This is a genomic window from Chryseobacterium sp. AC405b, assembly GCF_979258685.1.
In genome coordinates this window covers 1639650-1662600 of record NZ_OZ409877.1, presented here as the reverse complement: position 1 = coordinate 1662600, position 22951 = coordinate 1639650, and the positions used below count along the sequence as shown (strand labels likewise).

Here is a 22951-nt window from a genome sequence, read left to right as displayed (position 1 = left end):
TTTTTATATTAGCAAAAATTAATAACAATTAAAAAACTCTATGATGAAAAAACTCTACACAAGTGCATTTCTATGCGCTACTGCGGTATTGTATGCTCAGGATGTGGTATGGCAGAAAGACATTAAATCCTCGACTCAGGATTTTCTCTCGCAGGTGACCACCACGATCGATCAGCAATATTTGATTACAGGAAGCTCCATACAAAGCAGTAAGCTTGAAGCTGTAGGCAATAAGCAAAATAACGGTTACGATTTTCATCTCGTTAAGCTCAACCAACAGGGTGAAGAAGTATGGGAAAAATATTTCTCAGGACAAAATCATGATTTTCTTTCGGCAACAGTTGCTACTCAGGAAGGCGGATTTTTATTGGCAGGAACTTCGTACTCCAATGCAGGATTAGACAAAAAAGACAATACAAAAGGCGGTTCGGATATTTGGCTGATCAGAATTAACGAATTTGGAGACGAGCTGTGGCAGAAAACCCTGGGAACTTCTCAGGATGAAGAAGCGAAAGCAGTGATCCAGACCACAGATTTCGGTTTTTTTGTAGCCGGAAATGTTCAAAATGCTTCCAAGGGTTACGGGTCTAAAGATGTCATTGTTTCAAAACTCGATAAAAACGGAAAAGAATTGTCACAAATCATTATAGGTGGAAAAGGATTGGATGAAGTGGAGAAAATGATTCCTACTCTGGATGGTGGTGCTTTGCTCGGAATTTACTCACGAAGTACTGTTGGTGGTTCCAAGAAAACCGAAAACTTCGGTGAAGGTGATTTTTGGATTGTCAAGCTGAATAAAGAAGGAAAAGTAGAATGGGAAAAAAACTTCGGAGGGAAAGGCGATGACCATCTGCGAACTTTGGCAATGACTTCTACAGGATTTATCATTGGCGGAGAATCAAGATCCGAAAGATCAGGAAATAAAACAACAGGAATTGAAGAAGGAACCGATATCTGGTTGATTTCTTTGAACGAAAGAGGCGAAGAACTTTGGCAAAAATCCTACAATTTTAAAAACAGGGATGTTCTGATGGGGATGAATGTGATTCAGAGGAAAGATGAAAGAGAAAAGAATAAAGACCTAACCAAAGGCATTTTACTCGGCGGTTACACACAAGCAGAAGGCAGAATTGAGACAGATGACGAAACCTTCTGGATGTTGTATTTAAATTCTGATGGCAATGAACAGTGGAGAAAGCATGTAAAAGGAGAATCCCGCAAGAAAGAAGAACGTTTATCTGATATAAAATTAAACAGAGACGGATCTATTGTGTTGGCGGGTACGAGCGCAGAAGAATTGGGCAAGGAAAACTGGAAGATCGTGAAGTTAGGTGACAAACAGCTGGATCAGTTGATTGAAAAGCAGGATATTAAGATCTATCCGAATCCTGTGTCTGATTACTGTTATGTGGAGATTGGATTTGACTTTAAAGAAGCTGATATCACCGTCTATGATATGGGCGGAAGACAGCTCCAAACACTAAAAACCAAAAACAAAATCACGAAGATCAATACGCAAAACCTCATTCAGGGTGCTTATTTAGTGACGATAAAAACGGATACGAATAAAACGGCGAATGCTAAAATCATTAAGAAATAAAACACATGAGAAAAAATCTGATATTAATTTCATCTATATTTATTACCAATTGTGCACTTGCACAAAGCGGTAGTGATGAAAATAAAAATAGTCCCAACATTATCCCTCCATCACCAACTGTCAACAGTTTAATGAAATTTGAGGAAGTACCGGTGAGCAATTATACAGGGATTCCTGATATCACAATCCCGATTGCGAATTTACCTACCGGATTAAGTAATGTCTCCATTAATTTGGCATTAAAATATCATGTCGGTAATGCCGCATCAGAATCAAAAGCCAGTGAGACAGGATTGGGCTGGAGTCTTTTCGCTGGAGGTACAATTTCCAGAACGATTATGGGAAGTCCTGATGAAAAATCAGTAGCTTATTCTATCGGCGGAGGAACAAGCTTTAAATTAGGAATCTATTTAGATGAAACAACTAACGTCAACGTAATCAAGAACTATTTTGGCGCAATGATTGAAAACCCTAATGTGGCGAGCCAGCATTCCAATGCGATGAAAAGCGTTTTTGAAGCGCATTACAAGAACAGATATGATACGCAATACGATCTTTACCAATATAATTTTCTGAATTATACGGGAAGATTTATAATAAAAAAGGTAAATGGGGAATTACAAGTAGTGAAGTTGGATAAAAACAATCTGATAATTACCGTAAATGCATTACCGGACTTTACTCCAGTATCTTTCGGTATCGTTGATGAGTCAGGAAATAAATTTGTTTTTAATGTTTTAGAAACATCTTCTACTTCCTCATTAACACACAGCTTGGGGCTGGAATCTTATATTGAAACTTCTTCGTCGGTGATGAACTTAAGTTTCAACAGTGCTTTTCATTTAAGTACAATACAAGATGCAAATAATCAGACAAAGGTAATTCTTGAATATGATAACGAACCCATTACTATACAATCTATAGAAACAACTCACAATAATAATTTTATTAATTATTCCGATTCACCGACACTTTCAGATATTGTAAATCAGAACAAAAGTCTGTTGCCAAAAATTTCCGAGACTTCTACCAATATAACTGTTACGGATATACGAAGGGTAAAAGAAATACAACTCGTCGGAAAAGGTAAAGTATTGTTCGAATATGAAAATGGAAGAGAAGATACAAATTATGTAGGGGGACTGAATGCAACAAAACTTTCAAAACTGAAAAACATCATACTTCTGGGATCTGATAATAGATACGATGAAAAATATAATTTTAATTATGTTTATAAAGAAAACGGACCCTATAAAAGACTTTTTTTAACATCTCTACAAAAGATGAGTAAAAATAACGGAAATTATATTCAGGATTTTGATTATCAACTTGATTATTACAGTAAGAACAGATTTGCACCACCCCTCATAAGCGGTAAAGAAACATTTTTCAAATGCTCCGGAGATATACCGGTAGGATGTGCTGACGTAGAACTTTTAAAATCTGTAACCTATCCTACGAAAGGAAGGTCTGAGTTTGTGTACGAGACAGGAACTTTTTCTTTTGTCCCTGAGACAAATTCTCCAGCGCCTATTACAGGTGCTACAGAACTTAATAATTATGATGAAAATCCTCTCAATTGGGATACTACCAGTCATTCAACTGCAATAAATAATTTTACAAGCGGGAAAAATTATGCGTTCACAGTCTCAGAGAACAATACTTTAGTAACCACTTATTTAGAAACATCAGCAATTAATCAGTATGCATGGGTTTTAAGTCTTTATAGAAAAGAAGGAAATAATTATGTACATGCGGGTGCATTGGGTACAGCATTATTAAATCAGGGTGATCCAGTTCCTACAGAGTACAGTAGGACCTTAGATGCAGGAGATTATTATCTTGAACTGTCCAGTATTCAGCAAGGGACCTTCTTCTCTTAATTTTAACACATCATATAATACTACATTCAAAGTTCGAAACTCTAATAATTTGAAATATTTATTTGATTACAGAAACGTACGTATCAAAAATATCAATTATTATGGAGAACAAAACAGTACTACTCCCAATAAATCCATCAGCTTTAATTACCAAAATTTATCCGATCATAAAAAAAGTACAGGTGCACTTGTTTTTCCGAAACCGCTTTATTCCTATACAGTACCTTACATGGCGGGAATGGAATATGTATGTGCCATTCATAGTAATCAGGCCTGCACGGCAACATTTATTGCCGATATTACGTATAATTCTGACAGAAACTTCCTCCCAACGCAGAAAACCAAAGGCTCGGATATAGGCTATCAGTTTGTAACAGTAAATGAGACAGGTCGTGGAAAGACTGTATATCAATATACTTCTCCTGTAGACCAGCCTAATCCTTATACCATTCCTACAATTCCTCCGTTCAATGAAGTTGCCAATTATGATTATACCAGAGGGAATCTGTTGAATAAAAAAATATATGATAACAGCAACATTCTTCTTACCGAAGACCAATATACCTATGCTTATAACGGTTTTGATACAACAATTGGTAGTACAGTTCAACCTATTTCCTTTCCGGGGGTCGGATTCTATCTTCACGGTGGAAAATATCCAAATTATGAAGTGTTTTATATAGACTCAGCCGGTGGCGGGATAAGACCTTTTGTGGGTAATGATCCTTTTGCTTTTTTAACTTTAAATTTTCATGCTGAAAGAATAGGGACTTCTCATTTAATACAAGAAAGATCAATCAGCTATTATCCCGATCAGCGTTCTGCTATCATAACTACCAATAATGAATACAATTTAAGAGATTACCTGACAAAAAAAATTGCAACATCTACCGATAATAGTATTACAGAAACCAGTTACCAATACGCTCATGAGAAAGGTAACACGAGATTGATCAACGCCAACATGATTGCCGTTCCTCTGGAAGTTTCGGTGACAGAAAAAGAAAGTCCGCTTGCTACCGGAACGCTGATCTCAAAATCTGAAACCAAATATGACGATGCATTGCATCTGTTCCCAAGTTCGGCATTATCGTATAACCTTCAAAGCGGAAATGCTTCTACACAGGTAACATTTAACAAATACGACAGCAAAGGAAACATTCTTCAGTACACAGGGAAAGACGGAATTCCCACATCCATAATTTGGGGATATAACGGAACCCAGCCTATTGCTAAAATTGAAGGAGCAGCATATGACAACATCAAAAACGATCCTCTGATCACGGCAATCATCAATGCTTCCGATGCAGATGCTGGAAATCCTGCTTCAGAAAGCAGCCTGATTGCTGCACTGGATGCACTGAGAAACAATGTTAATTTTAAAGATTTCCAGATGGCAACCGTCACTTATGATCCATTGATTGGAGTGACAACACTTACACCACCATCAGGAATCAGAGAAATCTATAAATATGATGCTGCCAACAGGCTGGAAAAAATCATTGATGAAGAAGGAAAGATCTTAAAGGAAAACACGTACAACTACAAACCATAAAAACACATGAAAAAAATAATCATCCCTATCAGTATGCTGTTTGTAGCGGGTTTATACCAAGCACAGGCAACAAATACAGAAAACTACGTACAGACCAGAGTATATCTGGAACCTGTAACAACCTCGAGTTCTACTGCTAAACAGATTCAGACCGTTCAGTATATCGACGGTCTGGGAAGACCGAAGCAGATGGTGAATGTAAAAGCATCACCTGCCGGAAAAGATGTCGTGACGCACATCGAATATGACCAGTTTGGAAGACAGGTGAAAGACTTCCTTCCCGTTCCGCAATCCGGGACTCAAACCGGCGGAATCTACACTTCCCCACTCTCGAGTGCTTCCACTCAATACGCTTCGGAAAAAATCTATGCAGAGAAGATATTAGAAAGCTCACCTCTCGACAGGGTTTTTGAGCAGAAACAGGTAGGAAACGACTGGAGCAATAAACCCGTGAAATTTGATTACGATGTCAACATCAATGGAGAAGTTAAAAAATATACCTCCCCAACGATTTGGGAAAACGGAGCCACCAAATCTGATCTTGGTGAAAGCGGAAACTATTCTCAGGGGCAGCTTTACAAAAACACCGTCACCGATGAAGACGGCAACAAGACCATTGAATTTAAAAACAGTAAAGGACAGACCATCTTATTGAGAAAAGTAATCTCTGCCACAGAAAATGCCGACACGTATTATGTGTACAACAAATACAATCAGCTGGCTTTTGTAGTGCCGCCTTTGGCTACAACAGGAACGATTGACCAGACCGCTTTAGATAATCTATGCTACCAATACCGATATGACGGTGATGGCAGATTGGCAGAAAAGAAACTTCCCGGCAAAGGATGGGAACACATGGTGTATGATAAAGCAGACAGGCTCATTTTCACGCAGGATGCTAATCTACGTACAGAAGGGAAATGGCTCTTCACAAAATATGATCCATTTGGAAGAGTCGCATATACTGGGATTATCCTTGCAGCACCCAGAGAATCCTTACAGAATGTCGCCAACAATTACGTAGTTGTCGATTCGAGAGACGCAGTAGGTTTCACAAAAAACGGAATGCAGGTGTATTACACCAATATCCTGTTTAATGAGATAACGACTTTATTATCAGTTAACTATTATGACACCTATCCTTCTTACAGCTTCAATCCTGCTTTTCCCTCAACGATCTATGGAAAAACAATCTTAACCGATAATGCAGCAACACTGGGAAAAAGCACCAAAAGCCTTCCCGTAATGACGTTGGTAAAGAACATTGAAGATGATAACTGGACGAAAAGCTACTCGTATTACGATACCAAAGGAAGACCCATCGGGGGTTACGCCATCAATCATCTCGGAGGCTACACCAAGACAGAATCTGAGCTTGATTTTGCAGGAACAGTTTTGCAGACCAAAACCTACCACAAAAGACTCGCCACAGATAACGAAAGAATAATCACGGAAACTTTTACCTATGATCATCAAAACCGATTGCTGACTCATCAACATAAAATCGATAATAATACGGAAGAAATTTTGGCTCAGAATACCTACAATGAACTATCGCAGTTACAAAACAAAAAAGTAGGCGGAACCAACCCTGCAACACCTTTGCAAAGTATTGATTATGCATACAACATTCGTGGCTGGATGACGAAAATAAATGATCCTAATAATTTAAACAATAAACTTTTCGGTTATGAAATAAAATATCAAAATCCTGTAAATAATTCGCTTTCACCTGCAAAATACAACGGAAATATCGCAGAGATCGACTGGAAAACCGCTAATGACGGAGTCATGAGAAGATACGGATACCAATATGATTCGCTCAACAGATTGCTGCAGGGGATTTATCAGGAACCCCAATCTTCCGTTCCGCAGAATAATTTCTACAATGAGGAACTACAGTATGACCTGAATGGCAATATCACCTTTCTTCAAAGGACAAGCAAAGGTGCATCTGGCTTTGCAGAACAGATCGATTATCTTGATTATTCGTACACAGGAAATAAGCTCAATACTGTTACAGACACTTCCCAGAACTACAAAGGTTATCCCGATGTATCGGGAATGACTATTTCTTATGATGCCAATGGCAATATGAAAGATCAGAAAGACAAAGGAATACTTGATATTCAATACAATTTTTTGAATCTACCAAGATTTGTGATTTTTGACAGGTATTATTATACCAGAACCACTCAACAGAATGAAAATGTGTACAACATCTACAGAGCAGACGGAATCAAGCTTAGAAAGGAGCACAAATACAGTGAAAACTTAGTTTACATCAAAAAAACGGTCGATTATCTGGATGGCTTTCAATATGAAGCATTAACCAATAATGTATTTGCCATAAAATTTGTTCCTACCTCGGAAGGGTATTTTAATTTCGAAAATAATAAGTATATTTACAATTACAGTGACCATTTGGGGAATGTGAGATTGAGTTATTTCAACAATGGGACGAGCACAGAAGTTCTTGAAGAAAATAATTATTATCCGTTTGGGTTGAAGCATGAAGGGTATAACCTGCTTGCAGGAAACACAGCATATAATTATAAATATAATAACAAAGAATTGCAAAAGGAATCAGGAATGTATGATTACGGAGCAAGATTTTATATGCCGGATATTGGAAGGTGGGGAGTGGTAGATCCTTTAAGTGAAAAGATGACGAGACATAGCCCTTATAACTATGCGTTTAATAACCCGATTAGATTTATTGATCCGGATGGAAGAAAACCGACTGATGATTATAAAATGAAAAAGAACGGTAGTCTTGAACTTCTTAGAAAAACAGACAGCGATGAAACCAAAGGTGTCCACACCATTTATAATGAGAAAGGAGATAAATCTGTAACAGTAGATAAAAATATAATTGACAAAAGAGTAAGAGGAAAAGCTGAGATTAGAGAAGGTGATGATAAAAGAGTAACAGCATTTAATATTTATTTATCCTCGAATGAAAAATCTATGAAGAGTTTTTTTAATTTCATTAAGGATAATGTAAGTAACGAATTCAGCTTAGCCGGCTATAAAAGTGTAAAAGAAGGAGGAAAAGAGATGTTTGTAATGTCTACTGAGTTTAAAAAATCTCAAGAAGGTGTAGGAGGATATTTTGCATGGATGATGCTTAATGATAAGAATGTTAAAATGACAGAATTTACTCATTTGCATCCTGGTGGCACTATGGTTCCTTCGGGTTTTAATGGATATGGCCCATCCAACAGAAGGCGACAGAGGTAATAGAATTCATTTTGAGAGTGAGTTCTATAAAAACAGAATTCCTAATAATTTTAATATTGTCATTCCAAATTCTAATAAAACTATAAGATATGATTCATATAATTTTGAAGTCAAATAAAATAACAACTATTATTTTTTGCTTGTTTACTTTCCTTTCATGTGAAAAGAAAAATGAGATCAATCTAACAATGGTAAAAGAAGCTAATGGAATGATTGCGAAAACGATTGATAGAAATAGTAAAAATGTAATTTATAGTTATAATGATATTAAAGGTAAAGATTCAATCATTGGCTTAGCATATGGTCTACCTATATATGAAAAAGATAAATATTTTTTAAAAAAAATAGATAATGAAAAAGTTTTATTGATAGAAAAAAATATTTCAAAAAAATACTTTAAAACAGAAGTTTTGCAGGTGGCGAACGATTCCATTTATTTTAGGAGTGAAAATTATTTTCCTAATATTAGTGAGCCATACTTTATTAATATTTATATTGAAAATAATAAAGTATTTAAAATCGAAAGACAAAATATCCCTGATTGATCCATGCTCCCGCACGATTTTATCGTGTGGCAGATAAATAAAAAAACCTCGCAAAATGCGAGGTTTTTCAGTACGAAAAAAGCGTTACCTTTTCCTATGCGAGAAGTCCGAACTCAAATTTGCACCACATTCGAAGGGTATTTTAATTTCGAAAATAATAAGTATATTTACAATTATACAGACCATTTGGGAAATGTTCGCTTAAGCTATTTTAAAAATGATAATAGCAGCATAGAAGTTCTTGAAGAAAACAATTATTATCCTTTTGGGTTGAAGCATGAAGGATATAATTTCTTAACGGGAAATCCGGTGTATAAATATTCATTCCAATCTCAAGAGAAACAGGATGAAACAGGTTGGTACAGCTTTAAGTGGAGAAATTACATGCCCGATGTGGGAAGGTTCTTTAATATTGATCCACTTTCTGAAAAGTATGCTTATCAATCGCACTATAATTTTTCTGAAAACAGAGTTGTTGATGGTGTAGAGCTAGAAGGATTGGAAGTTGTTTTAGTTAAAGACATTAAGAAGAATGAACCAATTATCAAAGCAGCAAATAATGGTCTCTATAAAGACAATCCTAATACCAAAACAGTTCATGTTTTTGCTCATGGAAATCCTTCAGCGTTTTATAATGAAAATGTTAGTGCAAGTGAAAAAAAAGCTGGTTTTGGAACTGTGAACACAGGAAAGGGACTGAACGACATTCTCAATAACAATAGTGATTTATGGAAAAACTCTGAAAGTAAAGAAGGATTTACCGTTGTTTTGCACTCTTGTAGAGTAGGAAGATATACACTTGATAACGAAGGAAATGTTGTAGATCCTGTTGCATCTAAAATATCTGAATCAAAAGAAATGAAAGGAGTTACAATAATTGCTCCTGATGAACGAGATGGTTTTGGTGGTGGCAAAGAAATTGGTCCTGTTGTAGCGACAAATACGAATCACAACGGAGATGTTAAAAGAGGAGATAAACCCAATTTCTCAAAGACATTTGGTTCTTGGAACTCTTTTCAGAATGGTCAAAGAACAAATCAACAACCAGGAAATACCAAACCTGACGGGAAAGATCAGAGAAGTTTGTGGGACAGAATATTCAATTAATTATGAGATATATAATTTTAATATTTTTGCTTTTATTTTCTTGCCAAAAGAAAAATTCACCTCAATTAAAAGACAATGAGGAATTAGTTACAATGAATCAAATAAGCATGGATTATGACACTCTTACCAATAGAGTAAAATTTAAAGGCGACACTTTAGCTTATGATGAACTTTTTTATCATTTAATGGATTCTGATGAGATCTCAAGAACAGATACACTGATGTATTATTCCAAAATAATGGCAGAGAAATACAGTAATGAAAAAGCATACTATGATTATTTTAAAGCTTTGTGCGAAAAATATAATGTAGATGTTGATTATAGCAATTACTCGATAATAAATATGTCAAAAATGGAATCTTCTTCTAAAAAGCGAGCGGAAGATTGGCTTAAGAAAATGTTGGATAAAAAAATAATTACAAAAGAGCAATATAACTCTATAAAAAGATAATCTCGCTACCGATTGTGGTAATGTATCAAAGTTAGCGATGAGCATTTTCAATAGATTAACTCATTGAAATTCAACACTTATTAAAAACAAAACAATCAAAACAAGAGTAGGCATTCCCTACTCTTGTTTATTTTTGCAGAAAAAAACATATCTAAATGACTGAAGATCATTCCTCGTGTATCAGAGTTAGTGATGAGAAAATTTGCAGGAATTGTTATTCAAAAATATCATTTAAAATGGTACAACCAAAACTAAAAAACAACAAGATCTCTTTAATAACTCCCTCCCCTGAAAAAGATTAAACATATTTTTTATCTTTATAAAAATATAATGTTTGATTTTTAAATATAGTAGAAGCACACGGAACAAGTACACAGTGACAAGGGGATAAGTTAATTTAGATAAACAATGAAAATGAGATTTTTACTAATAATGACTTTTTATCCCATGTTTTTCTTTAGTCAGAAAAAGGATACAATTGAGAACAACCTGTTATCATTATATTATAATACTAATAATGATCTTTTTAGAGTTGTGGAAAAAAAAACAGGTAATGATTTTACAGGATGGGGAAAATATAAATCCTATGATGGTATGGAGTACAGATATTATGAAAATAATAAATTAGTGTATCTAGATTTTAGAGATTTTAACGATAATATTATAAAAAGAGTACTTTATTGTAACAATTATCGCAACTGTTTAGAGGAGCTTGAATTTTATGATTATAATGTAAAAAAGGTAAAGAGAAGATATTTTATTTGTGTTGATGTAGATGATGAGGGCGAAATAGATGAACAAAAATGTGGAAAATATTATGAATACTATAGAAACGGTCAAATTAGAGTAAAAGGTAATTATAAGAAAAATAAAGAAGTCGGAGTATGGTTATATTATGATGCTAAAGGAAAAATTAATAAAAAAATTAATATAGATAAATAATTTTTACTATGTATTTCTCGCTGCCGCACGAATGTTTACGATTTCATTTTATAAAGATATTTATTTTTGAAGTCTGACCTAAAAATAATTCGCCAAAATTTCCATCTGCCAAACACCTAAAATAACTTACCGTTTTCATACCTTTACCTACACAATTTTTTTCAGATTTTGTCGAATTTTTACAAGAAAGAAAGTCCGTTTCAGGTTTTTATATCGTTCAGAAAATATTTGGATGTGCTGGAGCATATTCGCTACAATGACCGTTTAGAATACCGTGCAAACTATGCAGAATCTCTTATTGAAAAAACCAAGAATTTTAAAGAATTACGAGATGGTTTTCAGGATCTTTTGGTGTTTGAAAAACATAAAGATCTCATCAGACTACTTTTGGCAGATCTATTCCCTACCGGATTGACGAAAAATGAAATAAAAGCTGCAGGAGTTCCGTTGACCAATCTTACCTTCAATTATACCGAAAGGTTTCAAAGTATTTTAAATGATGCCGGAAAAAATTTCGAAATTGAATTCCGGGACATCAGCGACGACGAATATTACGTTTTCTGCTGTTGCCTGATTTTGCAGACTTATCTGAAAAAAGAAGTTAAACTTACCATACCATTCTATTATGACATTCCCGACAAACAGGGGATCATGAAGCATTATAAAATTACAGTCAATTCAGATTTCAGTGACGTTTATCCTGCAGAAGGCACAAAAATACCGTCTGATGAAGTTTTGGATATGCTTCTGGAAAATTTAGACGATTTACCGCTTTGGAAAAAATATTTCCCATCAGAATCATGGATTTTAAACGGATTCAGCATAATTTCACTGGTCGACTGCACCTCAGAAGTTGCATTGTCTGATCTGAAATCGAGTATGATTAAAATAGATCTTGAAAATCCTACTCCTGACGAAAATCTGAAAGAAATTTTCAAATCCTACTTCGACGTTGCCGACCTTAATTTCGGTTTAATGCTTTTTAATACTAAAAATAAAAGGCTTGAAAAACTTCCCATTTACGAGAGTATTTTCACCAATTACCTTCTTGATTTCTGGATCAATACTTTCGACGAGGAAGTACGAAAAACTGCTTTTGAGAACATCAGTTATAACTCAAAACCTGTTGTCGTTTCCAATGTAGATAAACTTGATGATGAGATCAAAAAATTGCCCTCTTTCAGCATTTTAAAAGATCACAACATCAACAGCTTCATGGTCATTCCGATAATGAAAGACAACGAACTTCTTGCGATGATGGAGTTTACTTCACCGATAGCCAATAGCTTGAATGGGCTGAAACTTAAAAAACTGGAGTTCGTTGCAGACATGATCATTTTCTCTCTCAGTAGATTTTCTTACGAAAGAAATAATCAGATTGAAGCCATTATTCAGCGCGAATACACTACGATTCACGACAGCGTAATCTGGAAGTTCAGAAATGAAGCTGAACGTTATTTTAATGCGTATTTATCGAAAAAAATATATACTTTAAAAGAGATTTCTTTTAAAAATCTCACTCCTTTGTTCAGTTTTTCAGATATTCGTTCGTCATCAGACAAACGTTTCAAACTGATGCTTGAAGATATTAACCAGCAAATGGACGGACTCCAGGAAGTAATGTCGTTACTGAGTTCGTCAGATGCAGAAAAGTATTCTTTAGCTTTGGATATTTTTGAAAACGAATTGAATAACGAAATAAAAGCAGATACAGAACAGCGTTTTCAAAGACTTTTGCGCGAAGAGATCCATCCATTTCTGCAAGGTCAGCTTGAAATAAAAAGTGATGAAATTATTAAAGATAACATCAAAAAATATTTCAGTCAAGTTTTTACTCAAAATGATCTTTTTTATGCCAACAGGAAAAATTTAGATGATTCTATTACGCTTCTCAATCGCAAACTGGCAGATATTTTAGACCAAAAACAGGTTATTGCTCAGGAGATTTTTCCGCATTATTTTGAAAGGTTTAAATCTGATGGCGTAGAGCACAATCTTTACATCGGTCACAATATCGCTCCGGAATTACCTTATTCTGCAAAAGTTGTTCATGAGTTGAGATATTGGCAGCTGGAAACCATTTGCACGATGGAACAGGAATTTCATTTATTTAAAAAAGACCTCCCGATTTCGCTTGATATCGCTTCACTGATTTTTGTTTATAATGAAAAAATAGATATCCGTTTCCGAATGGATGAAAAACGTTTTGATGTAGACGGAGCTTTTAATTCAAATTTTGAAATCATCAAAAAAAGGCTGGAGAAAGCCCATATCAAAGATTCTACAGAAAGAATTACCTGCCCCGGAAAAATCACCATCGTTTATTTCGGGATGGAAAATCAACGTGAATACTTGCAATACATCAACCGACTTCAAAAGCAAAATGTACTGAAAGCTGATGTTGAATTTCTAAGAGTTGAAGATCTGCAGGGAATTACAGGTTTGTTGGCGTTGAGGGTTTCTTTTGTTTGAACAATGTCTCTATCATGAAAATCTTATAATAAAAAAACCTCTTTTCAGAGGTTCTGTCATTATTGTTTCGTCAGATAAATATTTTTTTTTAGGGATAGTTGTTTTACAAGTACTTGGGCACTCTACCTCACAAAATTCTAATTAGACTATTAAAATGTGAATAATTCTCCTGAATTTTTCGAGAGGATTTTAGTTTTATTTTGAATATAATAATGAGATTGTTGTTACGAATCCTTTGCCGGAAACAATCTTAGCCTCTTCACCGTCGAAATAGAAAGATTGATAATGAGGATTTTCTTTTCTTATTTTCTCAAATTTATTTTGGCTGATTCTTTTGCCCTGATAATAATAATGATCAATGTCTAAAGAGTTTATTGAAAGACCTCCAATATAATATTGCTTAACATCTATTTCGAATTCTCTATCTTTTATATTTTCCTTCTGAATAAAAACAAAAGATGTGTTTTCATAAATATCTCCGTTCATTACATTAGGAATATTCCTTTTAGGCTGATCTTCTGTTTCTTGATTAAGCTTATCGAAACTAAAATATAAAAGATTCTTTTTATCAATCAGTTCGTTAGGGATTTCCAAAGTGAAATTACCGTTTTCATCAGTTTTTGTTTTGATGTATCGGGATTTGCAAATAAAAAATACATCTGCCCTTTCTATAGCTTTTTTGGTTTTCTTGAAAATGAGTTTCCCTGATAATTGTGTTGTGCTTATTACTTTCTGCTCGGTTTCAATTGCAAAATTGTTTTGAGTTTGCGCCTGAATAAAAGTAAGATTGGTAACTAAAATCATCCCTGTTGCAATTTTAGAAAAAGATTTTGAAGCAATTCTTCCGCAGATACTTTCACCGATAGGGTTACCAGTAATATTTTTTATTTCCTGATCCGTTTTGTCAGTAAAATCTATCACACATCTGGAGCAGACTTCACAAAATTTGCCTTTCGGAGAATCTTGCATATTGTCCCAGTTTTCGGGGCAGGGATTGGTGATGTTTATTCTCATTACTGTTTCGTCAAATTAAACTCACCCCTTGGCATTTCATTATAAGGTGCACATCCCGAATCATCTGTTACCAACGTCTGGTTAGTAAAATACTTCCAGTAAAGCTGTGTTTTCTGAGGATTTGTAAAACTGAGGTGGATTTCGCCATCAATACATAAATCAGAAAACTGAAATCTTAGTTTTGTGTGGTTAGTCTGCTCTACAAAGCCTAGACTGCTGACTTTAGCATCTTCATCTGCCAAATTATACGTAGAGTACAAAATATTTCCGTTATTGTTCATCATTTTATATTTACCTACAAGTATATCTTGGTCGTAATTTCCTATTGGTTCATGAAATTTAATTTTAGTAAAAGTAATTTCAAAAATCTTATTTTCAAATGTCCCTCTCCAGATTCCTTGATAAGGATCAAGCTCATTATCAAGGTCTTTATAATAGGTTCCTTCGATAGACCATCCTTTGGTATTCATTGAAAGAATAGGTTGCTGTGCTTTACAACTGATAAAGCATGAGATTAATAATATAAATAATTTTTTCATAATTAATAAAGGTAACTACATACCACTTTACACAAAGTTAGGAAATAGAAATGGAAGTTGAAAATTACAATAATGATTTTGTATATTTGTAAAAACTAATTACTTATGAATTTATACAAATTCGCATATATCCCCAATTTTAATCAATGTATTGAAGAATTGAATAATTTGTCTATGCATGAAAACTGGGATTATAATACACATCCAACTGGATCTTATCCTATTCTATCAAATTATGTTAATCATACTTTTGAGAAAATTTCTAATGAAAATAAAATTGAATATGAAGGAGATTATTGCTGTTTTAATACAGGATTAGTAACGAATAATCAGGAAGAAATATATGGTTATTTTCAAAAGAATAGAAGGGCAGAAACTGGTGTGCCTTTTTATTTTGTTGGCTGGAGAAAATCTAGTGATAGAGATTTATCAAAATTTAGTAAACTAGCTGAAATAGCAACATATATTGATGATCCTGCTGATCTAATATACAATATTTCTCTAGAATTAAGAACCAACATAGACCACATAATACAGGATAATAAATCTAGATTTCCCGATCCATTTAATAGTTATTCAGATCATGTTCTATCAAATATTTTATCTGGAACTATTGAGGACGCAAAAAGAAGGGTTAAAAGAAACTATAAAACTGCTATTCCGCAATACTATAAAGGAAAACTCCAATTACTATTACCTTTATGTTTAGATAATCCAGCAAATGCGGACTTAGCATTAGTAATTGAAAAAGAAAACGGTGTTTATCGTGCTTCGACATGCCTTACATTAGACATGGCAATAAATAATGCTAGATTAATTGCTAAACCAGATGATGAATGGTTGAAAGTATAAAATTAATTTGCATATATGAATTTAAATTCTCAAATTTGTAGTAGAAATTTATGAGACTAGAAAAACTTCAAAGAACAGATTATTTTTTCAAAGACACCAAGATTAAAAACTTACAAGATTAGAACAAAAACAGATAGCCCTCCTCGAGAGGGCATTTTTATTATATTCTAGAAGATATTTTAGTTTTTAACGTTGAACAAACTTTTCATAAATTTATCGAAATCTGTAAGCTGTTCTATGTATTCTGCGATTATGTACGATTTCCTTCCGACGATAAGAATCTTCTTAATGTCTATCTTTAAATCAGGATGATTTTCTTTTATGTCGGCAACGTCAAAGTATTCGATGCCGTTCATTATTACGCTTTTCACGCCTTTTTGTTTTAGTTCTTCTAATAACATATCTAAGCTGCTAAGTCTTTATATTTTGTTCTTACATCACTATTTACTAATAGATGTTTGAACTTTTCATTATCAGGAGTCTTTCTCAAATTGAATCTGTAAACAAACTCGTCAACATATTTTTGAAGGTGTTTTCGAGAAACGTGATTATACATTCCGGAAACGCTCTTCTTTAAAATATTCCAACTTCCCTCTATATTGTTTGTGTGAATATTACTATCCTGTAAACTTACGTATTCTTTTTTGGAATGATCGATTATCTTATGGTCGTAATATTTGTTTAATCCAGTATATCCATGCCATTCATCACTGATAAGTATTGTAGTTTCAGGATTTACCAACCTACAAATTAACGGCTGTATACTAATTCTCTTTGTGTCCGGAACTACAAATGCGTTCATCTTTCCATCCCTCTGCAGCATTCCCATTACAGGTGTTTTATCTTTAAAGCTTCTACCTTGAGAATTATGTACTTTCTTATCCTTGTGCCTGTTTTTATTTTTGCCTCCGATAAAAGTTTCGTCACATTCTACTATTCCTTCAAGTTCATTGTTGTTTTCGATTCCGAAACAAGCTCTTATTCTTTGCAATACAAACCAGGCTGTCTTCTGCGTTACGTCAATATCTTTAGATAGTTGAATTGAGCTGATTCCTTTTTTATGTGAAGTTACAAGCCATATTGCTAAAAACCATTTACGTAAACTGATCTTTGTATTTTCAAACATTGATCCGGTTTTAACATTGAAATATTTACCAGTATTTTTGCATCTATATCTATTTCCTTTGCATTTATAAACAGCCGATGATGAATCAAAAGGACTGACAACAATCCCGCCCCATCTCATTTGTTCTAAATGTTCAATGCATTTTTCCTCTGTAGAAAAGGTATTAAGAAGCTGTAATACCGATTTAATATTCGTGTTTATCATTTCTTGTAAAATAGCAACACTAAATTACAAAATATTTTTCATTACATATTGTTTTTTAACACTTTAAACTCCTATTTTTGCTGCAATATTTATCGAAAAAATAAAGCGTTTGCTTTTATTCTGTTGAAAGGAATCTGACAATTCAAAACAACACTACAGAATAAACAGTCGATGCTCATGCCAATGGCGTGGGCTATTCTTGTTTGTAGTGTGGGTTTTGTCAGAACCTCTTTCAGCAAATAAAGTAATAGTTCCACGCTTTCGCATTTATAAACCTTTCATTTTGGGACTGAGTGGAGTAAAAAATTATCCATGAAAAACATAAGTATTCCTGTTCTATTCTTTATTTCTATTGTTCTACAAATTGTATCATGCTATTTATTTTTAGGGAAAAACTCTGAAATTAGCTTTTCTATAATTTCTGCTTTAGGGAGTTTTACAGCTACTTTTTTAGCTTATGCCTTAATCTATTATTTGACATTTAGTTCCGGAGACAAAAGATCTGAATCTGATATTAAAATAGCATTTACAGTTTGTCATTACTTAATCATTTCAACGTTTGTAGTGTTTTTATTTCTTCTCTTAGATAATTCACTTTATAAAAATACAGCCATTGGATTAAATGGGATTATCCTAGCTATCTACGGACGTCAAATATTAAACAAAGAAATTAAAAATCTTAAATAATGAAAAAAACAATTACAGTTGTTAGTATTATCGTGTCAACTATTTTATATTCTCAAGATGTCTATCAAAATGGATTTTCTGCGGGTTATAGATCAGGTTACTGTTATAATATTTTAGGATGTGTTGCACCTGTCGCCCCTATAGGATTTAGAGATATAAAAAACGATTATCAAACAGGATATAATAATGGTTTCGTAAAAGGTCAGCAAGATCAAATTTCCCAAAAAAGTTCTAATAATACAGGTAGTGTTCAGGGGCAATTAAGACCATCAATCTCAGATATGGATTTAAATATAGATCCGAATTTATCTCGTGAAATGTGGGCAAATTATTATGCGAAAAAAAGAATTAAAAAAGATAATAAATCACTTGAAAGAAATAAGAATAATGAAGTCTTAAAACGAATTATAAACGAGAAAACAACCGAGATAATCAAAGAAATAGATAATTTAAATGAACGTATGCAGAAAAAAAATACGCATAAAAATATAGTTGAAACAACTATTAATAATTTTCATAATGAAAATCAAAATCTTTATGTTGCTTATAAGGACAAACCCGAGGATTATAAGAAATATTACAAAAAATATTTAGAATTAAAAGATAGAATAATTAAAATGAGTCCACTTTAATAAGCAGACCCATGAGAATTCTAAACGGTTTAATAACCGGATTATCAAATTTACAAACTTTTCTCTATATGGGGAAAGTTTTTTATAATGATTCAAATGTTTTTTGTAGCTTTATTTAAACTTAAAATACTTAAAATCATGGCTCAGAAAAAAACTACAACTACCACAAAAAGAACAATCTATAGAAGTGCCGAAGATGGAAAAATTGTAACGAAAGAATATGCAGAAAAGCATCCTAAAACTACGGTTAAAGAAACAATAACAGTAAATAAACCTAGCTAAATTGTAAGATAATTTGCTTTAACAAACAACCTTTCGGGATTCTATGGAGTCCCGAAAATTGGTTTTCAGATAGATTTAGTTCATTTAATATGTTTGCTAAAACTATAAATTTATCTGTTTCTTTTATAATAAATCCTGTTTGTTTTACCGTAAAGCATTCATCTGCTAAAATACCAGTCATTTGGTCTTCCGTATGCCATTCCTGAGGTACAGAATAAGCGTCTTCCCATTCAATATAAACTAAAGGATATTTAGTGTCTGCCATAGCTTTATTTTTAAACGAAGTTACGGCAGATTTTATTTTTTGTGAAGTTGCTAATATCTACAAAGACTTTCTTATTACATTCATTTTCACTATCTTTAACTATGAGGGGAAACTATTTCGCTCATTAAATAGAGAAAAATGCATATTATTACAATTCAAAATGATTTTGAGAATCATGAAATTAAATTTAAAAAGGAAAATTTAGAAGAGGCTACGGAACTTTACAAAGAAATACAAGAATGTAAAAATGGAAGCATAGATAAAGTAAGTATTAATATGTTATCATTTGTAGTAGATTTAAATACGGAAATTTTAAAAAATTTTAAATTATCCATTCGTGATGATGATAAAATTATTATTTTCTAAAAAATAATCCCCATTATAAAGATGGGGATATATTTTTTACCTTTGTGTAAACTAGTATATACTTACCTTAATAAATTTAAGGGCATAATTTTTCTGATGGATTTCCATATTCATCAAATTCTACAATATAATATTTTCCGGAATTATATTCCCGTTTAGAAAGCACTACATTTTTCACATTCATCTTTTTCAAGGTCTTGTAAAGCAATCCCTGCATTTCATAATGAGTCAATGGTTCTCCTGTTTCAAGATTAATTTTTTGTGCTTCTAATTTATACCAATTTTTAAGATTTGTAAGTTGATCTTCAGAAAACACAGGCGGCAGATCCGACCCTTTACCTGTATATAAGAGCTGGTAAACATTATACTGTGTATCAGGTCTGAAGCTATCAATCCTCCAAAAACATTCGCAAGGGGTATGCCATTGTTCTTTGCACTGCGTAATATATTGATAAAGGTATTGATATCTTTCGGAGAATGTATTTTTATGGCCATATTGCCGTCAAACTTATTGAGATGCGTGTGGGCATATCCAAATGTGGTAGGAAATATTCCCATAGTCATTTTATCCGGACTCGTGGCATCTGGGTTCAATGGTGTAGCTTCGGTAGATTTTGTACCATCGGAAACGGTGACGGTTTTAAATCCATAGCCTGATTCTTTTATTGCAGAAGTTTTGTTTTTCAGTATATCATACTGTGATTTCACTGTCGGATTTTCATATGCTTCTTTAGCTTTATCACATTTGTTTTTTAACTCAGGAGAAACAACAATTATCTGCGTCGGCACACCGCTCTCACATTCCATATTGGTGCTTGAGGTAGGATCTATTGGTGAAATAAGAATTCCGTTGTCAGGACATGTTCCTGAAATCGGAGCTCCTCCTCCCGGAGTTCCCGGAGTTTGACCTATAGTAGTTCCCGGACCTGTAGAGCTGAAAGGATCTGTTCCATAAATCCAGTCACATTTGTACACAGCGACTAAGTATGGCAGAGAAGGGTTGACTGCTGTGCAGGGACCACCCATATCATCGGTAGCCTCACCATTAGAATGATGATCATTCCCATCACAAACGGTGAACTGCACTTCTTCTGTCCATCCGCAGGTAACGCCCGTAATTGTTTTACCCTGCAGATTGCCGTTATTATAAGTTCCTTTTACCAACTCGGTGATCTGTACTTTGCCATGCGTATTGATCGCTACTCCGTTTTCAGCCTGTTGCTTTTCAACAGGAGTCAGGTTGTAGGTGAACAAAAGTTCTTTGTATGTACCATCGGGAAGCGGTGTCAGCACAAGATTTTCTACCGGAGCATCTGCAGGCGCATCGGCTTTGATAATATGAAAAGTGTAGGTATGGTAATTCGGTCCGTTTTCTATGTAGATCACACTTTCTGTGTCTATAGAAACTCCGTTTCCGTAGTTTACTATTTTCCCTAGTGCGTTGGGATTAGAAAATGTCTTCAGCTTATCCTCTGCCTGTTTAATCTCAGAAAGAAGTTTTCCTTTATGCTTAGATTCATTTAAAGAAATTCTTTTGGAGGTAAGCTGAAATGCGCTCGTGTTGTGGTAGGTTTCCTGTTCGGGGAGAATATCCTGTCGACAAGAATAAGTCGACAGCATAACTGCCATGATCAGACAGAGCCTGAGAAATAAATTTTTCTTCATCTTGTGTAAATTTAAAGGTTAAATATATAAAATTTTCACAAACATAGGAAGAAAAACAAAATTAAAAGTAGGCAAATTTGCTTACTCTTAATTTATTGCAAAATCCAAATTTTACTTTGTGAGAGATTTGGATTTTATAAGATTGCAAAACATTGGAAGACGACTCCAAGAATTGCGTCTGCAAAAAAATCTCACCCAAAAAGAACTGGCATTTTTAGTTGATGTAGAAATCTCTCAGATTACAAGAATAGAAAGAGGCATTATCAACACTTCTGTGCTTAACCTCATGAGAATCACCGATGCTTTAGAAATATCATTAAGCGATTTTTTCAAAGATTTAGAAACTACAATCTAAGAAAAGCATAAGCAAAAGAAAGCACAGAAGTAATAATTCCTGCCATGAAAATTTTGTAGGTAATCGACAGAAGCTTGTATTTTCGGTCTAAAACTTTCCCCAAAAAGTAAAGATCTTTTACCATAGAATCGTAAATATAATCTCTGTCTTTGATCAAATCGTGCATCGCACTGAGGTATTTGCCAAATTCCATCTGATGAAAATTTCCGAAGAACAGAAGGTTAACTTTTCGATCTGCAATATCTTTATTGGTAAATGTTGTTTTGGTGACATTCGGTTTTGTAGAAAGAATGGCAAAAATAATCGTTAAAACACTCGAAATCAGAAGGAAAAATGTCGGGATAATCAAATGGGCATTTTTCGGCGTATCTAATTTAGGAACCAAAACAGAAAGACAAACTGAAATAATAATTGCGTTCACAGACAATAAAATATTTGCTTTGCTGTCTGCAATATCACTTAATCTGGTATGATTATTCAGTGTTACTCGAAAAAGTGTGTCTACGCTTCTGTCGGATTTTGAGTCTTTATCTTTTTTGGAATCAGAATTTTCTTTTTTAGGTTTTTCTTCTTTATCGAAACTTTTTTCCAGTTTTTTTATGTTTTTCATCTTCAAAGGTTCCCAATTTTTCTGAGCATATTCTGTAAAATAACGGTGCTTGTTTTTCAGAAAATCTACATTCATTTTATGCCATTCTTCATTTGAAAAACACATTCCACCGGTAAGTTCCCACTCTTTTCGTAAAGCTTCTGCAGTGTCATTGTAAAACGGACTCGAAAAATGACTAAAATCCGCATCTTTCATTATTTCTTCCAGAAGGTTTTGAGGCTTGTAATATTTTTCCGTAGAAAGAATCAGTTGAGAAACATCTTCAATATATTGGCCAGAAACATTTTCGGAGGCAAGAAATTCTTTCACAAGAACCACCCCTCTATCCTCATGACCTTCAGCTTTGCAATCGGTGAAACCTACATCATGAAACCACAGTGCAAGTAGAACTTTCTCCCGCTCTTCATCAGAAACATTGGTATGATTCATAATTTCCTCTGCTTTCTGAACTGCAAAAGTGGTATGAATAAAATTATGATAAAAATATACAGAAGATAACTTATCTTTGAATAAGTTTTCTACATGATTTTTAGCGCGTTCTAAAATGGTCATTGC

General features: G+C 33.8%; 23 protein-coding genes and 1 pseudogene. 16 read left to right on the top strand and 8 right to left on the bottom strand.

The window, feature by feature from the left end; translation table 11 throughout:
• Positions 1–43 precede the first annotated feature (43 nt).
• The 10 genes and pseudogenes from ACZZZA_RS08095 to ACZZZA_RS08050 all read left to right on the top strand — a co-directional run bounded on the left by ACZZZA_RS08095 (position 44) and on the right by ACZZZA_RS08050 (position 13799).
• Entirely contained in the window at positions 44–1600 is a 1557-nt protein-coding gene (locus tag ACZZZA_RS08095) for a T9SS type A sorting domain-containing protein (RefSeq protein WP_463430766.1), read from the top strand.
• A 5-nt stretch (positions 1601–1605) separates the two neighbouring features.
• Complete coding sequence (locus ACZZZA_RS08090) at positions 1606–3483, top strand: hypothetical protein (RefSeq protein ID WP_463430764.1); 1878 nt, start codon at positions 1606–1608, stop codon at positions 3481–3483.
• A 49-nt stretch (positions 3484–3532) separates the two neighbouring features.
• Complete coding sequence (locus tag ACZZZA_RS08085) at positions 3533–5038, top strand: hypothetical protein (RefSeq protein ID WP_463430762.1); 1506 nt, start codon at positions 3533–3535, stop codon at positions 5036–5038.
• Positions 5039–5044: 6 nt separating this feature from the next.
• A complete protein-coding gene (locus ACZZZA_RS08080; protein ID WP_463430760.1) occupies positions 5045–8281 on the top strand; it encodes a DUF6443 domain-containing protein in 3237 nt (1078 codons plus the stop codon).
• A gap of 89 nt (positions 8282–8370) precedes the next feature.
• Positions 8371–8826 (top strand): hypothetical protein, encoded by a 456-nt coding sequence (locus ACZZZA_RS08075; protein WP_463430758.1) that lies wholly within the window; start codon positions 8371–8373, stop codon positions 8824–8826.
• Positions 8827–8922: 96 nt separating this feature from the next.
• On the top strand, positions 8923–9933 hold the full coding sequence (locus ACZZZA_RS08070) for an RHS repeat domain-containing protein (RefSeq protein WP_463430756.1): 1011 nt from the start codon (positions 8923–8925) through the stop codon (positions 9931–9933).
• Positions 9934–9935: 2 nt separating this feature from the next.
• Positions 9936–10385: a hypothetical protein gene (locus tag ACZZZA_RS08065; RefSeq protein WP_463430754.1), complete on the top strand. Its 450-nt coding sequence runs from the start codon at positions 9936–9938 to the stop codon at positions 10383–10385.
• Positions 10386–10540: 155 nt separating this feature from the next.
• Positions 10541–10665: pseudogene (locus ACZZZA_RS08060) on the top strand (IS1 family transposase); the annotation flags it as partial.
• A 134-nt stretch (positions 10666–10799) separates the two neighbouring features.
• Positions 10800–11327 carry a hypothetical protein gene (locus tag ACZZZA_RS08055; protein ID WP_463430752.1) on the top strand — a complete coding sequence of 176 codons (528 nt, stop codon included), beginning with the start codon at positions 10800–10802 and terminating at the stop codon, positions 11325–11327.
• Positions 11328–11495: 168 nt separating this feature from the next.
• On the top strand, positions 11496–13799 hold the full coding sequence (locus ACZZZA_RS08050; RefSeq protein WP_463430750.1) for a GAF domain-containing protein: 2304 nt from the start codon (positions 11496–11498) through the stop codon (positions 13797–13799).
• 195 nt (positions 13800–13994) lie between these two features.
• On the opposite strand, the gene ACZZZA_RS08045 is transcribed toward ACZZZA_RS08050, so the two are convergent.
• Together ACZZZA_RS08045 and ACZZZA_RS08040 are read right to left on the bottom strand one after the other, a co-directional pair.
• Positions 13995–14813, bottom strand: coding sequence for a hypothetical protein (locus ACZZZA_RS08045; protein ID WP_463430748.1), 819 nt, complete (start codon positions 14811–14813; stop codon positions 13995–13997).
• Complete coding sequence (locus ACZZZA_RS08040; RefSeq protein ID WP_463430746.1) at positions 14813–15352, bottom strand: DUF6705 family protein; 540 nt, start codon at positions 15350–15352, stop codon at positions 14813–14815. Before ACZZZA_RS08040 ends, ACZZZA_RS08045 begins: the two co-directional genes overlap by 1 nt.
• Before the next feature lie 105 nt (positions 15353–15457).
• On the opposite strand from ACZZZA_RS08040, the gene ACZZZA_RS08035 reads away from it, so the two are divergent.
• Positions 15458–16204 (top strand): DUF3825 domain-containing protein, encoded by a 747-nt coding sequence (locus ACZZZA_RS08035; protein WP_463430744.1) that lies wholly within the window; start codon positions 15458–15460, stop codon positions 16202–16204.
• A gap of 179 nt (positions 16205–16383) precedes the next feature.
• Here ACZZZA_RS08035 and ACZZZA_RS08030 read toward each other — a convergent pair whose 3' ends face one another.
• Together ACZZZA_RS08030 and ACZZZA_RS08025 are read right to left on the bottom strand one after the other, a co-directional pair.
• Positions 16384–16575, bottom strand: a complete 192-nt coding sequence (locus tag ACZZZA_RS08030) for a hypothetical protein (protein WP_463430742.1) — start codon at positions 16573–16575, stop codon at positions 16384–16386.
• Positions 16576–16607: 32 nt separating this feature from the next.
• Positions 16608–17534, bottom strand: a complete 927-nt coding sequence (locus tag ACZZZA_RS08025) for an IS1595 family transposase (protein WP_463430740.1) — start codon at positions 17532–17534, stop codon at positions 16608–16610.
• Positions 17535–17846: 312 nt separating this feature from the next.
• Here ACZZZA_RS08025 and ACZZZA_RS08020 point away from each other — a divergent pair, with 312 nt between their 5' ends.
• The 3 genes from ACZZZA_RS08020 (at position 17847) to ACZZZA_RS08010 (ending at position 19135) form a co-directional block, all read left to right on the top strand.
• Complete coding sequence (locus tag ACZZZA_RS08020; protein WP_463430738.1) at positions 17847–18221, top strand: hypothetical protein; 375 nt, start codon at positions 17847–17849, stop codon at positions 18219–18221.
• Positions 18221–18853: a hypothetical protein gene (locus ACZZZA_RS08015; protein WP_463430736.1), complete on the top strand. Its 633-nt coding sequence runs from the start codon at positions 18221–18223 to the stop codon at positions 18851–18853. The genes ACZZZA_RS08020 and ACZZZA_RS08015 overlap by 1 nt, the downstream gene beginning before the upstream one ends.
• Before the next feature lie 138 nt (positions 18854–18991).
• The gene (locus ACZZZA_RS08010) at positions 18992–19135 is read left to right on the top strand and encodes a hypothetical protein (RefSeq protein WP_463430734.1); all 144 of its coding nucleotides are present in this window, start codon (positions 18992–18994) and stop codon (positions 19133–19135) included.
• On the opposite strand, the gene ACZZZA_RS08005 is transcribed toward ACZZZA_RS08010, so the two are convergent.
• On the bottom strand, positions 19128–19400 hold the full coding sequence (locus ACZZZA_RS08005) for a hypothetical protein (RefSeq protein ID WP_463430733.1): 273 nt from the start codon (positions 19398–19400) through the stop codon (positions 19128–19130). The two genes, ACZZZA_RS08010 and ACZZZA_RS08005, sit on opposite strands and share 8 nt — an antisense overlap.
• Positions 19401–19538: 138 nt before the next feature.
• Here ACZZZA_RS08005 and ACZZZA_RS08000 point away from each other — a divergent pair, with 138 nt between their 5' ends.
• Positions 19539–19766 carry a hypothetical protein gene (locus tag ACZZZA_RS08000; RefSeq protein ID WP_463430731.1) on the top strand — a complete coding sequence of 76 codons (228 nt, stop codon included), beginning with the start codon at positions 19539–19541 and terminating at the stop codon, positions 19764–19766.
• Positions 19767–19842: 76 nt separating this feature from the next.
• On the opposite strand, the gene ACZZZA_RS07995 is transcribed toward ACZZZA_RS08000, so the two are convergent.
• Both ACZZZA_RS07995 and ACZZZA_RS07990 read right to left on the bottom strand, forming a co-directional pair.
• Positions 19843–19998 (bottom strand): hypothetical protein, encoded by a 156-nt coding sequence (locus tag ACZZZA_RS07995; protein ID WP_463430729.1) that lies wholly within the window; start codon positions 19996–19998, stop codon positions 19843–19845.
• 35 nt (positions 19999–20033) lie between these two features.
• A complete protein-coding gene (locus ACZZZA_RS07990) occupies positions 20034–21431 on the bottom strand; it encodes a hypothetical protein (protein WP_463430727.1) in 1398 nt (465 codons plus the stop codon).
• Between the two features lie 118 nt (positions 21432–21549).
• Between ACZZZA_RS07990 and ACZZZA_RS07985 the strand changes: the two genes are divergently transcribed.
• Positions 21550–21786, top strand: coding sequence for a helix-turn-helix domain-containing protein (locus ACZZZA_RS07985; protein ID WP_463430725.1), 237 nt, complete (start codon positions 21550–21552; stop codon positions 21784–21786).
• On the opposite strand, the gene ACZZZA_RS07980 is transcribed toward ACZZZA_RS07985, so the two are convergent.
• Positions 21776–22948, bottom strand: coding sequence for a Pycsar system effector family protein (locus ACZZZA_RS07980; protein ID WP_463430723.1), 1173 nt, complete (start codon positions 22946–22948; stop codon positions 21776–21778). The two genes, ACZZZA_RS07985 and ACZZZA_RS07980, sit on opposite strands and share 11 nt — an antisense overlap.
• Between the last annotated feature and the right edge of the window lie 3 nt (positions 22949–22951).

Excerpts from the sequence above, each read along its gene's own strand:
- ACZZZA_RS08080 (WP_463430760.1), top strand. The coding sequence starts at position 5,045 with ATGAAAAAAATAATCATCCCTATCAGTATGCTGTTTGTAGCGGGTTTA.
- ACZZZA_RS08070 (WP_463430756.1), top strand. The coding sequence starts at position 8,923 with ATGCGAGAAGTCCGAACTCAAATTTGCACCACATTCGAAGGGTATTTT.
- ACZZZA_RS08075 (WP_463430758.1), top strand. The coding sequence starts at position 8,371 with ATGATTCATATAATTTTGAAGTCAAATAAAATAACAACTATTATTTTT.
- ACZZZA_RS08090 (WP_463430764.1), top strand. The coding sequence starts at position 1,606 with ATGAGAAAAAATCTGATATTAATTTCATCTATATTTATTACCAATTGT.
- ACZZZA_RS08095 (WP_463430766.1), top strand. The coding sequence starts at position 44 with ATGAAAAAACTCTACACAAGTGCATTTCTATGCGCTACTGCGGTATTG.
- ACZZZA_RS08025 (WP_463430740.1), bottom strand. The coding sequence starts at position 17,534 with ATGATAAACACGAATATTAAATCGGTATTACAGCTTCTTAATACCTTT.
- ACZZZA_RS08040 (WP_463430746.1), bottom strand. The coding sequence starts at position 15,352 with ATGAAAAAATTATTTATATTATTAATCTCATGCTTTATCAGTTGTAAA.
- ACZZZA_RS08010 (WP_463430734.1), top strand. The coding sequence starts at position 18,992 with ATGGCTCAGAAAAAAACTACAACTACCACAAAAAGAACAATCTATAGA.
- ACZZZA_RS08000 (WP_463430731.1), top strand. The coding sequence starts at position 19,539 with ATGCATATTATTACAATTCAAAATGATTTTGAGAATCATGAAATTAAA.
- ACZZZA_RS08005 (WP_463430733.1), bottom strand. The coding sequence starts at position 19,400 with ATGGCAGACACTAAATATCCTTTAGTTTATATTGAATGGGAAGACGCT.
- ACZZZA_RS07990 (WP_463430727.1), bottom strand. The coding sequence starts at position 21,431 with ATGAAGAAAAATTTATTTCTCAGGCTCTGTCTGATCATGGCAGTTATG.
- ACZZZA_RS08055 (WP_463430752.1), top strand. The coding sequence starts at position 10,800 with ATGAGATTTTTACTAATAATGACTTTTTATCCCATGTTTTTCTTTAGT.
- ACZZZA_RS07980 (WP_463430723.1), bottom strand. The coding sequence starts at position 22,948 with ATGACCATTTTAGAACGCGCTAAAAATCATGTAGAAAACTTATTCAAA.
- ACZZZA_RS08035 (WP_463430744.1), top strand. The coding sequence starts at position 15,458 with ATGAATTTATACAAATTCGCATATATCCCCAATTTTAATCAATGTATT.
- ACZZZA_RS08045 (WP_463430748.1), bottom strand. The coding sequence starts at position 14,813 with ATGAGAATAAACATCACCAATCCCTGCCCCGAAAACTGGGACAATATG.
- ACZZZA_RS08015 (WP_463430736.1), top strand. The coding sequence starts at position 18,221 with ATGAAAAAAACAATTACAGTTGTTAGTATTATCGTGTCAACTATTTTA.
- ACZZZA_RS08065 (WP_463430754.1), top strand. The coding sequence starts at position 9,936 with ATGAGATATATAATTTTAATATTTTTGCTTTTATTTTCTTGCCAAAAG.
- ACZZZA_RS08020 (WP_463430738.1), top strand. The coding sequence starts at position 17,847 with ATGAAAAACATAAGTATTCCTGTTCTATTCTTTATTTCTATTGTTCTA.